Here is a 14,123-nt window from a genome sequence, read left to right on the forward strand (position 1 = left end):
ACCTCGACTAGATCGCCTCGCAGTGACGAATTGGCGTGCGCAAATCGCGTGCCGAACAGTATTGGGACAGGTCCAGTTTGCATAAACGCAATGCTTAAGAGCCCCACCCGTAGCTGCGTAACTGGACCTGTCCCCGTTTTACTCCAACCTCGACTAGATCGCCTCGCAGTGACGAATTGGCGTGCGCAAATCGCGTGCCGAACAGTATTGGGCCTGTCCCCGTTTTAATCCCGTGCTAAATTCTGCGTGGTTTTCGGCGGAAATGAGCCACCCGGTCGGCGAAAATGCAGATGCAGTGTGTACGCATCGGTACATTCGCCATTGAAACCCCAACCACAGGGAGCGAGCATGGGTCGGCCACGGGTGCTGGATGAGGGGAAGCAGCGGGAGGTTTGTGCGTTGCTCACGGCGGGGATGACCGTCGGTGAGGCGGCCGCGTATGTCGGCTGCTGCGAGAAGACGATCCGGCGGGAGCAGCGGCGCGATGAGGACTTTGACGAGCGGGTGCGGCGCGCCCGGGTGGCGGCGCGGCTGGGGCCGCTGCAGGCGGTGCGCAACGCGGCGGCGACCCACTGGCGGGCCGCGGCGTGGCTGGTCGACCGACAGGATCGCCAGGAAGAGCGCGAGCGGCGGGCGCGGCGCGATCGGGCTAAGCTCACGCAGCAACGGGCCGATGCCAAACCGACCAAGCCGCCCCAGCCGTGGAACCTCGAGCAAGAGATCCAACAAATCGCTTCCGCCCGGCCGCCGGCAGTTAAACCGACTCCCCACAACCGAACGTTGCCTCCCACGAGCCCCCGGCCTGAGCCGGGGGAGCCGGTCAGCGCCGCCACGCCGCCTCCCGCCCTCACGAAGAAGCGGCCTTCGCCGGTCGCCGCGGCGCTCAGCGAAATGGCCAGCCAGCTCGCCGCGTCGGCCAACAGGCAGTTGGACGGTCAGGAGAAGGTCGAGTCCCAGCGAGCGGCGGCGCCTGTGCGTCGGACAAAACCCGCAGCAGGTGGTTCGGCCGGGACCACCATAGAGCCGACCGTCGAGCCTCGGGGAGAAGGCAAGAACGAACCGAGCGAAGGCTCCAGCGGTCGGAGTTTTGTCCCCTCGCTGCGGATATTCGGACAAAACGCGGGCGACCCAAAAACGTTGATCTGCCCTGAGCCTCCGGCGTTAGCCGGGGGAGCCGAACCGAAGCCGGCGGCGTGCCGAGCGGGTCGTTGCTCCGGGGGCTGACGCCCCGCGGCTCTTGTTACGCGAGGATCAGTGTTTGTCGGAATCAGTCGTCAAAGCGGATCTCGAGGACCTCGAACTTGTTGACGCCCGCCGGCACTTCGATCTCGGCCACCTCGCCGACCTTCTTGCCGATCAGGCCCTGGGCCAGCGGGCTGGTGACGTTGATGCGTCCCTCGTCGATGTCCTCCTCGCCGGCGCCGACCATGGTGAACTCCTCGGTGTCGCCGAAGTCGAGATCCTTGACCTTCACGGTGCAGCCGAAGACGACCTCGTCCTTGGGGAGCCGCGACATATCGACGATCGACGCCTTGGCGAGCTTGGTCTTAAGCGAGTTGATCTTGGCCTGCAGCATGCCCTGCGACTCGCGGGCGCCGTGGTACTCGGCGTTCTCCTTGAGGTCGCCCTCGGCGCGGGCCTCGGCGATCCGCTTGGTGATCTCCGGCATCTGCACGTCTTCCATCTGTTCCAGCTCGGCGCGGATCTTCTCGTAGCCGGCGCGGGTCATGGGAACGGCGTCGCTCATAGCACAGCTCACTCGGTCGGGTCGCAATCGGACGGTTCAAAAAAGAAGCAGGGCCTTCTCCGTCAGAAGGCCCCGCTGGTGGAATCTATTTTGGGGGCTGCCCGGGCCGCTGTAAAGGCCGATCGGGCGGGGTTCGTGGGGCCGGCGGCGGCAGAATGGGGGTCTAATCCGCCAGGTAGAGCACCGCCCCGCACGACTGGCAGAAGGCCGGGCGGGACATGGCCAGCGTGTTCTGCATGTTGAGGGTGACCTGATTCCCGCAGCCGGTGCAGGTCTTGTTCTCAACCGCCGACATGCCGCTGGCGCCCTTGGACTTGATAACCCGGCTGTACTCGGCGCGGAAGTCGCCCGGCAGCTTTTTTTCGGCCGCAACGCGTTCGCCCTCGATCCGGGTGATCTCCGCGCGGATCGAGTCGGCCGAGTCTTCGACGTGCTTGGTGACGCGGGCCAGCTCCTGCTTGCCCTGCTCGAGGTTGGCGTCGGCCTGGCCGGCGGCCTCGACCAGGGTGTCGACCCGGCCGAGGGCCTCGAGGATCTCGTCCTCCATGACGCTGTTGGCCATCTCGGCGGCGGCGATCTGCTCGGTCAGGGCGTGGTACTCCTTGTTGCTGGAGCACTCGTTGAGCTTGACTTTCCAGTTGCCGATCCGGTCCTCGCAGCTCCGCAGGTCGAGCTGCTTGGCGTCGGCCGCCATGCGGGTCTGCTTGACCAGCTCGTGGGCGGCGGCGGCGGCGGCCTCGAGCTTCGCGACGCTCGCCTTGTGCGCCTGGATCTGCTTGGGGCCGCGCTCGAGCCGGCCGCTCAGGTCGGCAAGCTGCTCCAGCAGCCGGTGCAGCTCCTGGAGCGTTTCGGCGGGCACCGTGGTTGTCGACATCGAGAAGCCAATTTCGGAAGGAGGAGTGGCCGGCAACCGAGCCGGCCTCAAGTAGTAGTTTTAGGCTCTGGGGCTCGGGTTGCCAATCGCCGACGCTACGGTGGGGCAAATCCAATCGTGGCCCGCAGGGGGCGGTGGTTGGATCCGGCGGCGTCGCCGACCCAGGTCGACTCGCACGCCAGGTCGGTCGTCAGCAGGCACTGGTCGATCGGGATGCCGATCAGGCGGCCGACGATCGGCACATCGCCCGGGTAGGTGTAGGTCAGGCCGCGTTGCAGGGAGGTGTCTCGCAGGCCGGTCTGGGCGACGAACTCGCTCAGCCGCGGGCACCACGGCGTTTGGTTGCAGTCGCCGACCAGCACGGCGGGCAGCGGGCTGGCCTCGAGCCACTGCTTGACTACTTGTGTGCGGTAGTCCTGGCAGTGGCAGCCAAAGCTCGAGGTAGGCCGCGTGTCGTGGGAGCAGAGCAGGCGGATCTCTTGCTGCTGGAACCGCACCACCGCCGCCAGGCAGTTTGGCGGTCGTGGCAGCCCAGAGGTGAGCAGTTCTACCGGGCCTCCGTTGCGGACCGCGACCGCGTACTCGTCGTGCACCCGCGTCTGGTAGCCAGGGATGTCGAGTCGCTGCTGCTCCCGCAGTTCGTCCGGCAGCTCGCAGAGCAACGCCACATCAACGCCGCTGTCGCGCACCGCCGCGATCGCCGCGAGGGGGTCCGGGTGATCGCGCCAGGTGTTCCACGAGAGCAGCGTGAATGTGGCGTCGGGGCGGGCGCCGCTGTGGGGCGTCAGCCACGGCCAGATCACCCACAGGTTAACAGCAACGGCCGCCAACGCGACGAATCGGGTCGGCCAGCCGCTACGCAACCACCACGCCGCGGCGGCCAGCCCCAGGCCGAGCAGCATCAGCTGCGGGCGGAACGGCGTCACCATGCGTGCCGACCAGTGGTGCTGGTCGCAGAACGCAAACACCGACGCCGCCACCGTTGCACAGGACAGCAGCAACACCAGCCACTTGGCGAGCCACGGGAGCAGTCGGAAGGGGGGGCGGTCTGGTTCGGGCAGCGGGGGGAGGTCGTCCGGCATACCGCGGCTCGGCTAACCCAGCAGCCGCTTGACGCTCTCGATCAGCCGGTCCATCGGGAACGGCTTGCGGAGGTAGTCGTCGACGCCAAGCATCTCGGCGTAGGCCTTGTGGCGGCTCCCCTCATTGGCCGTGATCATGATCACCCGCGGCGGGTCTTCGCGTGTGCGGCGGAGCTTCTCCAGCACCAGGAAGCCGCTCCGCTTCGGCATCATCATGTCCAGAATCACCAGGGACGGGTTCTCACGCTCGGTCAGGGCCAGGCCCTGGTTGCCGTCTCGCGCGACGAGGACCTCGTAGCCGTTTGACTCGAGGGCGAGCCGCAGCGACTCAATAATCTCGGCGTCGTCGTCAACCAGCAGCACGCGTTTGGCTTCGCCGTCGGTGGCGGATTTATTGGCCATTGCTTTCCATCGTAGGCGTCACAGGAACCACGCGGCCGCCGGCGCCGCCGGCAGGTCCTCGCAGGGCCCCTAAATCAATGCGGGGATAAGCCTTTAGATATATCGGGTGGGGGGCCGTTTTCAAAGGCGCCTGCACCCTTTGCGAGCGGATTTCCGCGATCCGCTGGGCTAGGCCGCCGCCCGGACCGAGCCCAGGCCGAGCAGCCCGGCGCAGATTTCAGCGATCCGCAGGGCGGCGTCGGGCCGGGAAATCGCCTCGCTGGCCTTGGTCATCTGGGCCCGCCGGAGGTCGTTTGTCAGGAGCTCGGTGAGTTGACGTGACAGGCCAATTTCTAGCGGCTCGCTGGCATTCTCCATCGCCGACACCGCACAGCCGGCCGCGACGTGATTCGCCGCGTTGGCCGCCTGCTGGTTCTCGGGGGCCGCGGGGTCTGGCACCAAAATCGAAGGCAGCCCGGCCGCGGCCAGCTCTGCCAGGGTCGACGCCCCGGCCCGGCAGATCGCCAGGTCGCTTGCGGCAAACGCCGTAGCGATCTCGTCGAGCTGCGTCACAACCAGTGCGTCGAGGCCCGAGGCCTGGTACGCCTGCTCGACCTTCTGCAGCTGGCCTTGGCCGGCCTGGTGGACGATCCGCCAGCCCTCGAGTTGCTGCGGGACCTGCGTGAGGGCCGCGACCACTCCGCGGTTGAGGTTCTCGGCCCGTTTGCCGTTCGCCCCGGCCATGACGAGCAGCTGTTTCTGGCCGGCGTGTTCGGCGACCAGACGCGGGACGCCGTCGAAGTCAGCGCGGGTCGGCGTGCCGGTCACGACCAGCGGCGTCTCGACCGGCATGCCGGTCTGCGACTCGGGGTGCGACAGGCAGACCGCCTCGGCGAAGCCGCCGAGCGCGCGGGCCGTGCGCGACGGGCGGGCGTTGGCCTCGAGCAGCACGAACGGCGTCCGGCGGCTGTGGGCGGCCCGCGCCATCACGGCCGAAACTGGCCCGCCGAGCGCCAGCAGCAGGGAGGCGTTTTTCTCGCCGAGCAGCCAGCGGGAGGCCCAGTAGCCCGCCGCGTTGTCCGTCAGGTAGCGGATCCCCTCGAGCGGGCTCCGCGGCATCGGCTGGGCCGGCACCGACAGGTAGTTGTGGCAGACCGTGAGCGCCTCGTGACGCTCGCTCGGCTCGCCGCTGCCGACAAACGAGAGCTCTAGCTTGGGGCAGAGCTGCGAGAGCTGCTTCGCGACGGCGAGGCCCGGGTACAGGTTTCCCAGGCAACCACCGCCGGCAAGGACCAGGTGCGGGCTTCGGATCATGGCGGCAGGCAAGGACAAAGGAAAAGGGCCGGGCGAACGCCCGGCCCAAGGGGGGTGTATCCGCTGAGTCGCCGGGGCGGCAAGCCGCCCCGGCGCTCAGCGCGTAAGCTTCATCGTGAAGCACCACAAGGAGCGGTTGACCCAGTTACCGCGGTCCCTTGTGGCAGCAAGCTCCAACCCAGGGGAGGGTGGCGACGCTAGACCCCGCAATCTGGCGCCGGCCGACGATGAAGCTACAGCATGGTTTGTGTTGCGGCGTGTGGCCGCGTTATGGCATGGTGACCGGCTCCCGGGTGTTGGCGATTCGCAGCTCCAGGAGTTGCTTGACCAGCCCCTCCTCGGCGCGGCGGCAGGCGGGCGGCTTGGGCACACCCGCCAATACCACGGTGTCGCCGGGATCGGCCAGGCCGAGCGCCAACGCGATTGCGCTGAAGCGGTCTTCGACTTGTTTCGTTTGGCACGGCTCGCCCGAAGGCTCGCCGTCGCGGGGCAGGATGACCATGTCGCCCAGCGAGGTCGCCACCGTGCACACCGCCGCGGGCGGGTTCTCCGGCAGCACCACGATGACCCGTCCGGTCGTGGTCCGGCGGGCGGCGTTGAGCGCGGCCCGGACCCGCTCGGGCGTGGCGCCGCGGTCTAGTTGGACAGTGAACGACTGGCCGCACGTCGTGGGCTGCATGATCCCCGGCGGGTGCGGCGCCGCTTCGGCTCCGGTCGCGGCCTTGTCAAGCGCCAAGCCCAGAGCGTGGGCCGAGGCGATTGCGGCCAGGTAGTCGAGCGCGAACGCTTCGCCGCCGATCGGCAGGCTGACCGCCGTGGTCGTGCAGCCGATGGTGACCATCAGCACCTGACCGCCGGCGCTGGATTCGATGATCGTGCCCTGCACGTCCGCCGGCTTGTCGAGGCCGTACGTCATGGTCAGCCCGTCGCGCTCGGCGGCCAGCTTGACGCAGTGGGGGTCGTTGACGTTGGTGACCAGCGTCGCGAACGGCGGCAGGTCAGCGACGAGCCGCGCGGCGAGCTGCCGCTCGTCCTCGGGGGAGCGGCCGCTGGAGCGATCGAAGTTTTGATTGGTCAGGCAGAGGAGGCCGAGCCGGACGCCGGCGTGGCTGTGCTGACGCAGCGAGCGGGGCGAGAGCTCGAGCACGGCGGCCTGGCAGCCGTCGGCGTCGCAGTCGCCAAGCCAGCGGGCCAGGCGGGCGGCGCCGGGCGCCGGGTGGTGGTTCTCGTTGGCGACCGAGCCGTTGAACTCGAGGTTGTCGACCAGGCAGCCGCAGCGTGTGCCGGCGTGCTTGAGGATGCTCGTGAGCAGCCGCGATACGGTTGACTTGCCGTGGGCCCCGGCAACGCCCGCCAGCGTCAGCGAGCGGCTGGGGTCGCCCACCAGCTGTTGGCAGAACTCGCCGTAAGCGACGCGGGCGTCCGAGACGACGAACTGCGGCACGTCGAAGATCGGCAGGTACTGATCGGTGACGATCGCCTTGGCGCCGCTCTCCACCGCCAGCTTGGCGGCCGCCGCGACGTCCTCGACGAAGCTGTCTACGGCGAAGTAGACGTCGCCGGGACGCGTGTCGGTGGCGTCGGTGGTGCAGCTCTCAGCGTAAATGCCCCGATCGCCGAACACCCGGGCATCCGCCAGGGTTTCGAGCAGGCATACGCCGGCCGGTTGTCTAAGACTGGTCTGCACGCGCGGCCTCCTTGCCTGCGTGAGTGGCTGAATTGATGACCCCGTCCTTGGGGTGCGTGGATGTTCCGCGAATCCCCTACTGGCGTCAAGGGAAGTTCTTCGTGATCGCGAAACAATCTCTCAAGTCGTAGTTTGGCAAGCACTTGCGAGTCGCTGGCGCCGCAGTCCGGCGACAAAAAAAGCCCGCCCCGGCGGGCTGCCGGGGCGGGCTTGGTGGACGCTTGTCCGCACGGAGTGGTCGTTACTTCGTTGACGACCAGATGCTGGCGTCGGACTTGATGTGACGCGGTGCGGGGGCCGGACGCTGGACCGCGGCCGAAACCTGCTGGACCCGGTTGTCCTGCTTGTAGACGGCGTTCCACACGGGGGCCGAAGGCGCCCGGGTCACGCGGTCGTTGCCATTCGGGGCGTACAGCTCGGGCGCGCGGAAGTAGGTCGCCTCGTCACCCTCAAGGACGCTGTCCTCATTCGGATTGGCCTCGGCGGGCGGCTTCTGACGCTGCTCGCGCACCGCGGCGTTCGGATCGATCGCCGGTGCGGGGGTCGGCTCGTTGCCGTACGACTGGCCGTAGTCTTGGCCGCCGTAGTTCGACGGCGACTCGGTGTAGATCGCCTGACTCGCGCCGCCGGCGCAGTTCGGGCAGCTCGACTCGTAGCCGGCCTGGACCGCCCCGCCGCAGCTGCTGCACGCCGAGCAGCCGGTGTCGCAGCAAGGGCTGACCGGCGAGAGCGTCACCGCGCGGTAGCCGGCCGTGTAGCTCGTGGGTGCGTAACCAACGCTGTAGCTGGCCGGTGCGTAGCCTGCGTTGTACGCCGTGGGGGCGTAACCAACATTGTACGAGGCGGGCGCGTAGCCAACGTTGTAGCTGGGGGGATAGGTCGGTTGGTAGGCGGCGGTGGCGTACGTGGTGCTGACGGCCGGGTCGCCCATGCCGAACAACCGACGCAGGTACATCCCGGGGTACCAGCCAGGAGTGGTCGTGGTTTGGTAGACCGGCGAGTACGCCGGCTGGGCCGCGGGCATGTAGGCGGTTTGTGCCACGGGTATGTACGCGGTCTGGGCCGCGGGGGCGTAGCTCATCGCTGGTTGTGCGCAGGTCGAGCACTGGGCCGAGGCGACGCCGGCAGAAGCGGCTACGACAATGGCGACGCACAAGGCGGCGAGGCGGCGGATCGTGGCGGCGCTGGAAAGCATGGTTCGAGCTCGTAGCATGGTGAAGGCAGTCTTTCTCATATATTGATGTAACCCCCAAACCACCCCTTGGGCAACCGATTACTGCCCCGGCTTGAACATTTGGAAGCAGATTTGTTCTGCACGGTTTGGGCCGGATGTAACGGTTACCGACAACTCGAGGGCCAAGGAGCACGCGGCGAAACCCAGTTTACGCTGGGACCTGCCGCGCAGGTAAAGATTCCTCATCGCTCCGCCATGCCTGCAGAGCATTAACCACCGTCCAGAGCGGGGTTACGCGTTCGCCCGACCCCTGAAAGCGGGGCGAGCCAGCACGCGACATTCCTTGCCATCCTCTGCTACGCACCGGCCGCCGAAGGGTTCAGATTTCTCTGCCGCTGCTCGTGCCGGTCGTAGAGGTCGAACCACACCTCCCGCACGTTCCCCTCGTGCCGAGCGAACGCGTTACGCAGGTCCGTTCGGGTGACCGGCGTGCTGCGGTCCTGGGTCAGCAGCCCAAAGCACCGCTCGATGTCGGCCAGCGTCGGGCGCAGCTCGGCCAGGGCCGGCAGGCGGTCGCGGCCGTGGGTCGTGACCACCACGCCCCACGGGTGGCGGCGCCACTGCCGCCGGCGCCAGCGGCCGAGCTCCTCGAAGCTGTCGATCAGGCATACCCGGCCGCGGAACTGGGCGGCGGTCGCAGGGGCCGCGTCCCGCCCGCCACGCAGCCACGCCGTCGGCACGCCGGCCTCCTCCAGCGAAGCCTGCAACGCCCTCAGCAGCGTGCTCTTGCCGGCTCCGTGCGGGCCGACAATCTTGCCGCGCATCCCGTTCCCTCGCAGGACCGCCAGGCAGTGGTCGACGCTCGCCTGGTCGGTGGGAAGGAAGGGCAGGGCGCCGGGCCGGGTCCAGCAGGTGGCGAACGGGTTGCTCGCCGCGGTCGGGATTGGGTCGGGCCGCGTCACGCCGGCGCCTTCGCTTGCGGCGCGCCGACCGCCCCCAAGCGGAACGGCGCCTCAGTGACGTGGGTGCGGTAGCCGCCGAGGCTCAGACGCAGCCTCACGCTCCAGCAGATCTTGACGCTCACGCCGTCGTACGAGAGTGGGCTGTCGGGCAGGGTCGCCTCGATGAGGTACGGCTCCGCGAAGGCGGCGGCGTCGCCCAGCAGCCGCTCAAAAAAGTGGACCTCGAGGTCCTCGTCCCCCTTGCCGACCGTCCGCCAAACGACCGACACCTCGGCGCTGCGGCACTCCAGCTGATCGGCGTTCAGCACCGAGACCGACGCCGACAGGGTCTCGCCGGCGTCGAGCTCCCGGCGCGAGTCGGCAAACCGGATCACCACGTCGGGCTCGAGCGGAGCGGTCGGGTTGCTGCTTAGCTGGGTCACTTGCGGCGCCTATCGGTCTGCTGTTGTCAACGGGGGCTCCGCCGCGGCGGCGGCCTCCTGGCGGGCCGGGTACACGCACACCAGGTAGCTGCGGCGGAACGGCGGCCACCGCAGCGGCGTGACCCGCACCTCGAGCGACCAACGCACCTCGTTGTGCGGGGCCTTGAACGAGTGCATCGCCCCCACGGGGATCTCGAAGCCGAACTCCCGCTCCAGCGGCTTGCTGGTGCTCACCTCCGACCGCGGCTCCTGCAGCACCACCTGCCGGAACACCTCCTCGACGCTGGTGCGGGTGTCGGTCCCCTCGCAGAAGGTGGCGATCTCTTCGCAGATCAACGCGACGCTCAACGCCCGGAACTTGAACTGGCCGGTTTGCATCATCAGCCCGCGGTACCGCCCGCCCGGGTAGAAGGGGTGGTCGCTGACCTCCACGCTGGTCAGCCCGATGCCGGTGGAGGAGCGGGCCTCGTGGTACAGCAGGGCGACCATGTAGACGCCGCCGATCGCCAGCGGCGCGATGGCCAGCGACAACGCCCACTGCGGGCGGCCCATCCAGAACTCGATGCCGAGCCCGGTCATGAAGAACACCACCAGCAGGTTCCAGGCGACGCAGATCGTGGCCAGCGTGGCGATCCGCCAGCCGGGGTCGCCGAGCGAGGGCAGCCGGTACCGCTGCCGCACGCCGGGGCTGTCGGTCACCTGCGAGGTGTCGGGCAGGCCGGTGCCGACCGGGCTGCCCGATGAGCCGAAGGCCGCCTCCCAGCGGCCGGCCCGCTGCGCGACCGACTGCCGCCTCTCGGGCGAGACGCCCGCCGACATCAACGAACGCACCATGCCGACCACGCCGAGCACCATCAGCGAGAACGGGATCAGCGTCACCAGCCAGATCCACCACCGTCGGTGCTGCGTCAGGGTGACCGTCTGCGGGTTGTCGGGGTCGAACCAGCAGGGGTGCTCTGCGCCGACCTCAAACCGCTCGAGGCTCTGCTCGGCGTCCGCCCGGTTGGGCGAGGGCTCGTCGGCCATCGCCCAAACCGGCGGGAGCCAGCTCGTCGGCTGGAGGGGGCCCTCCTGCCGCAGCTGCACCTGGCACTCGGGCTGGTGCTCCAGGCCGGTCGGCCCCTGCTGGGGCTGGCACTTTTTCTGGACCACGCGGCAAACGCTTGGCTGGTACTCGGCCAGCTCGCTCCGCAGCACCCAGTGCGGGATCAGCACGTTCTGCACGTGCAGCCACAGGGCCACCGCGCCGACGCCGACAAACACGACGTGGTACAGCAGCTCGGCGGCGAGCGCGGTGCGCGGCGAGCCGCTCCGCCGCGCACCACGCTTTTTCAGCCACAGGCGGAATCGAGAACGCATCGGCGCGGCCCTGGCGGAGGGCGGAGTCAGAGGGCGGCGTCAGTGGGGGCGACCCGCCACAGTCCGACGAGCCCTGCCGCGTCGGGCGGGGCTACTTGGCCTTACGCTGCGACGGCAGCGTGGCGCGGCCGGGGCGGTAGAAGCCTACATTCTCTAGTGCCTTGTAGACCTCTTCAAGCGTCTTCTCGCCGAAGTTCGAGATGCTCAGCAGGTCTTCCTGCGTGCAGTGCAGCAGGTCGTGCACGGTGAAAACGCCCTTCTCTTCCAGGCAGTTCGTCGTGCGGACAGCCAGGCCGATCTCGGCCGTGCTCATCTCCAGGCGGTCCTTAAGCTCTTCCGACTGCGCCTGAGCGCGGTCCAGCGGGATGCGAGTAGCCATCGTTCGGGGTCCCTCCCAATGTGTGCAGACGGTCCTGTCATCAGGACCGTCGTTGATGCAATCGGGTCCTGCAAAGGGCCGCCCTCCAGACTCATGCAAGACCGTCTTGGCCTCGATGGCGTGCGTCTGGCGTCGGGCGATCCGTTGCGCCGATGCGGGGGAGTATAGCGAATCAAGTCCAGAAAATGTAAGGATTACGGCAAAAAATCGGGCGACTTATCGCCACGTGCTAGCACTTGCCGCGGCCGGCGGGCCCGTCCCACCGCGGGGTCGCCGCGGTAGAATGGTGGGTTCGCCCCTCCCGCCCACCGACCGCCAACGCTGCCCACGCCGTGGACCCGCTCCTTCAAAAACTCAACGCCGCCCAGCGCGAGGCGGTGCTGCACGTCGACGGCCCGCTGCTGATCCTCGCCGGACCGGGCAGTGGCAAGACGCGGGTCGTCACGCACCGCATCGCCCACCTGCTCAAGCAGGGCGTGCACGCCTCGCAGATCCTGGCGCTGACCTTCACCAACAAGGCCGCCCAGGAGATGCGCCGCCGCGTCGAACAGCTCGCCCCCGGCGAGCGGGTGTGGGTCAGCACGTTCCACCGCTTCGGCGCCCGCCTGCTCCGTGAGCGGGCCGACCTGGTCGGCCTCGGCCAGAACTTCACGATCTACGACACCTCCGACTCGCGGCAGACGCTCAAGCGGGTCATCGAGGCCGAGAAGATCCCGACCATGCACTACACCGCCGACCGCATCGCGGCCGGCATCAGCTCCGCCAAGAACAAGCTCATCACCGCCGACGAGTACCAGCCCCGCAGCAGCAGCCCGCTGTCGAGCGTGGTGGCGCGGGCGTACCCGGCGTACCAAGAGCGGCTGCTCGCCTCCAGCGCGGTCGACTTCGACGACCTGCTGCTGCACGTCGCGAAGCTGCTGAAGGACAACCCCGAGGTCCGCGCCGAGCTCGACAGCCGCTTCCGCTACGTGCTGGTCGACGAGTACCAGGACACCAACCGGGCCCAGTACGTCATCCTCCGGGCGTTGTCGCTCGACTACCCCAACCTGGCCGCCACCGGCGATCCGGACCAGTCGATCTACGGCTGGCGTGGCGCCGACCTCAACAACATCCTCGACTTCGAGAAGGACTACGGCCAGGCCAAGGTGATCCGCCTGGAGCAGAACTACCGCAGCACCAAGGCGATCCTCCGCGCCGCCGACATGCTGATCGGCCACAACCAGCGCCGCAAGAAGAAGGCCCTGTTCACCGAGAACGACGAGGGCGCCCCGATCCGCCTGGTGACCTACGCCGACCAGGACGCCGAGGCGTCGGCCATCGCCCAGCAGATCCGCGCCGCCATCGACTCCGGCGAACGCAAGGCGAGCGACTTCGCTGTCTTCTACCGCATCAACGCGCTCTCCCGCTCGGTCGAGCGCGCGCTGCGGGCCCACCGCGTGCCGTTCCAGATGGTCCGCGGCCAGGAGTTCTACCAACGCAAAGAGATCAAGGACGTGCTGGCCTACTGCCAGCTGATCAACAACCCGAAGGACGACGTCGCGTTTGTGAGGACGGTCAACTCGCCGACCCGCGGCATCGGCAAGAAAACCCTCGACGCGCTGAACGACCACGCCTACCGCTACGGCACGCCCCTGCTCGATGCGGCCCGCGAGGCCGGGCTGATCGAGGGGCTGGCTAAACGCTCGGCCACGAAGCTCTCGCAGTTCGTTGCGCTGGTTGAGAAGCTCGCGAGCCGCGCCGCCGGCCCGGTCGAGGAAGTCATCGGCAGCGTGATCACCGAGTCGGGCTACCGCCAGCGGCTCGTCGACAGCGACGACGAGGAGGACGCCAGCCGGCTGGCCAATATCGAGGAGCTGCTGACCGACGCGCGGCAGTTCGACGAAGAATCCGAGGGCGAGTTCGAGGGCGGGGCCGGGCTCGAGGAGTACCTCGAGCGGACCTGGTTGGTCAACGAGACCGACAACTGGGAGGACGACTCCGACAAGGTCACGCTGATGACGCTGCACGCCGCTAAGGGCCTCGAGTTCCCGGTGGTCTACCTCGTGGCGGTCGAGGACGGCATCCTGCCGCACGAACGCAGCTCGATGGACACCCAGCAGCTGGAGGAGGAACGCCGGCTGGCGTTCGTCGGCATCACCCGCGCCGAACAGCAGCTCCAGCTCAGCCTGGTCCGCCGCCGCGACTTCCGCGGCCAGCGCCGCATGGCCGTCCCCAGCAGCTTCTTGATGGAGATGCCGACTGCCGAGATGGACACCGACCACGGCGGCCAGACGTTCGAGATCGACCCGTGGGAGCAGTTCGAGCTGCCCCCCGAGGAAGAGGTCTGGACCGACCCCAACGCGGCCGAGCCAGAGGAGTCGAAGCCGTCGATCTCCGCGGCGATCACCACCGCCGCGGAGCTGAGTGGCGAGGCCGCCCCCAAGCCGTCGCACCCCCCCCAACCGCACACCCGGTTCTCGCCCGACGACTTCTCGCTCGACATGACCGTGCGGCACCCCGAGTACGGGCTTGGTAAGATCAAGTCGCTCAGCGGCGCCGGCAAACGCCGCGCGGCGACCGTCGAGTTCGCGCTCGCCGGCGAGCGACGCATCGTCCTCGCCCACAGCCCGCTCGAGCCGGTGGGGAACAAAGGCTGATGCCGCCGAGAGACCGAGGGCCCATAGAATTCCCCTCCCTCGCAGGGAGGGGCTAGGGGAGGGTGAAACTGTCGCCCCGTCAATCCGTCCCCAACCAATACCCAAC

At 68.3% G+C, this 14,123-nt stretch carries 13 protein-coding genes; 2 read left to right on the top strand and 11 right to left on the bottom strand.

Going from position 1 to position 14,123, the window contains the following annotated elements; translation table 11 throughout:
- Positions 1 to 348: 348 nt before the first annotated feature.
- Complete coding sequence (locus Pla123a_RS14630; RefSeq protein ID WP_146588225.1) at positions 349 to 1,224, top strand: hypothetical protein; 876 nt, start codon at positions 349 to 351, stop codon at positions 1,222 to 1,224.
- A gap of 43 nt (positions 1,225 to 1,267) precedes the next feature.
- Here Pla123a_RS14630 and greA read toward each other — a convergent pair whose 3' ends face one another.
- The 11 genes from greA to Pla123a_RS14685 all read right to left on the bottom strand — a co-directional run bounded on the left by greA (position 1,268) and on the right by Pla123a_RS14685 (position 11,381).
- Entirely contained in the window at positions 1,268 to 1,747 is a 480-nt protein-coding gene (gene greA, locus Pla123a_RS14635) for a transcription elongation factor GreA (RefSeq protein WP_146588227.1), read from the bottom strand.
- Positions 1,748 to 1,910: 163 nt separating this feature from the next.
- Positions 1,911 to 2,621 (bottom strand): zinc ribbon domain-containing protein, encoded by a 711-nt coding sequence (locus Pla123a_RS14640; RefSeq protein ID WP_146588229.1) that lies wholly within the window; start codon positions 2,619 to 2,621, stop codon positions 1,911 to 1,913.
- A 95-nt stretch (positions 2,622 to 2,716) separates the two neighbouring features.
- Complete coding sequence (locus tag Pla123a_RS14645) at positions 2,717 to 3,703, bottom strand: endonuclease/exonuclease/phosphatase family protein (RefSeq protein ID WP_146588231.1); 987 nt, start codon at positions 3,701 to 3,703, stop codon at positions 2,717 to 2,719.
- Between the two features lie 12 nt (positions 3,704 to 3,715).
- On the bottom strand, positions 3,716 to 4,105 hold the full coding sequence (locus Pla123a_RS14650; RefSeq protein WP_146588233.1) for a response regulator transcription factor: 390 nt from the start codon (positions 4,103 to 4,105) through the stop codon (positions 3,716 to 3,718).
- Positions 4,106 to 4,273: 168 nt separating this feature from the next.
- On the bottom strand, positions 4,274 to 5,398 hold the full coding sequence (locus tag Pla123a_RS14655) for a UDP-N-acetylglucosamine--N-acetylmuramyl-(pentapeptide) pyrophosphoryl-undecaprenol N-acetylglucosamine transferase (RefSeq protein ID WP_146588235.1): 1,125 nt from the start codon (positions 5,396 to 5,398) through the stop codon (positions 4,274 to 4,276).
- A gap of 268 nt (positions 5,399 to 5,666) precedes the next feature.
- A complete protein-coding gene (locus Pla123a_RS14660) occupies positions 5,667 to 7,085 on the bottom strand; it encodes a Mur ligase family protein (RefSeq protein WP_146588237.1) in 1,419 nt (472 codons plus the stop codon).
- A gap of 241 nt (positions 7,086 to 7,326) precedes the next feature.
- A complete protein-coding gene (locus Pla123a_RS14665; RefSeq protein WP_146588239.1) occupies positions 7,327 to 8,298 on the bottom strand; it encodes a hypothetical protein in 972 nt (323 codons plus the stop codon).
- Positions 8,299 to 8,615: 317 nt separating this feature from the next.
- Complete coding sequence (locus Pla123a_RS14670; RefSeq protein WP_146588241.1) at positions 8,616 to 9,221, bottom strand: hypothetical protein; 606 nt, start codon at positions 9,219 to 9,221, stop codon at positions 8,616 to 8,618.
- Positions 9,218 to 9,643: a hypothetical protein gene (locus Pla123a_RS14675; protein ID WP_146588243.1), complete on the bottom strand. Its 426-nt coding sequence runs from the start codon at positions 9,641 to 9,643 to the stop codon at positions 9,218 to 9,220. The genes Pla123a_RS14670 and Pla123a_RS14675 overlap by 4 nt, the downstream gene beginning before the upstream one ends.
- Before the next feature lie 9 nt (positions 9,644 to 9,652).
- Positions 9,653 to 11,002, bottom strand: coding sequence for a DUF3592 domain-containing protein (locus Pla123a_RS14680; RefSeq protein ID WP_146588245.1), 1,350 nt, complete (start codon positions 11,000 to 11,002; stop codon positions 9,653 to 9,655).
- Between the two features lie 91 nt (positions 11,003 to 11,093).
- Positions 11,094 to 11,381, bottom strand: coding sequence for a DNA-directed RNA polymerase subunit alpha C-terminal domain-containing protein (locus Pla123a_RS14685; RefSeq protein ID WP_146588247.1), 288 nt, complete (start codon positions 11,379 to 11,381; stop codon positions 11,094 to 11,096).
- Between the two features lie 332 nt (positions 11,382 to 11,713).
- On the opposite strand from Pla123a_RS14685, the gene Pla123a_RS14690 reads away from it, so the two are divergent.
- On the top strand, positions 11,714 to 14,017 hold the full coding sequence (locus tag Pla123a_RS14690; RefSeq protein ID WP_146588249.1) for an ATP-dependent helicase: 2,304 nt from the start codon (positions 11,714 to 11,716) through the stop codon (positions 14,015 to 14,017).
- The last annotated feature ends 106 nt before the right edge of the window (positions 14,018 to 14,123 follow it).

This window comes from Posidoniimonas polymericola (assembly GCF_007859935.1).
Lineage (GTDB): Bacteria > Planctomycetota > Planctomycetia > Pirellulales > Lacipirellulaceae > Posidoniimonas > Posidoniimonas polymericola.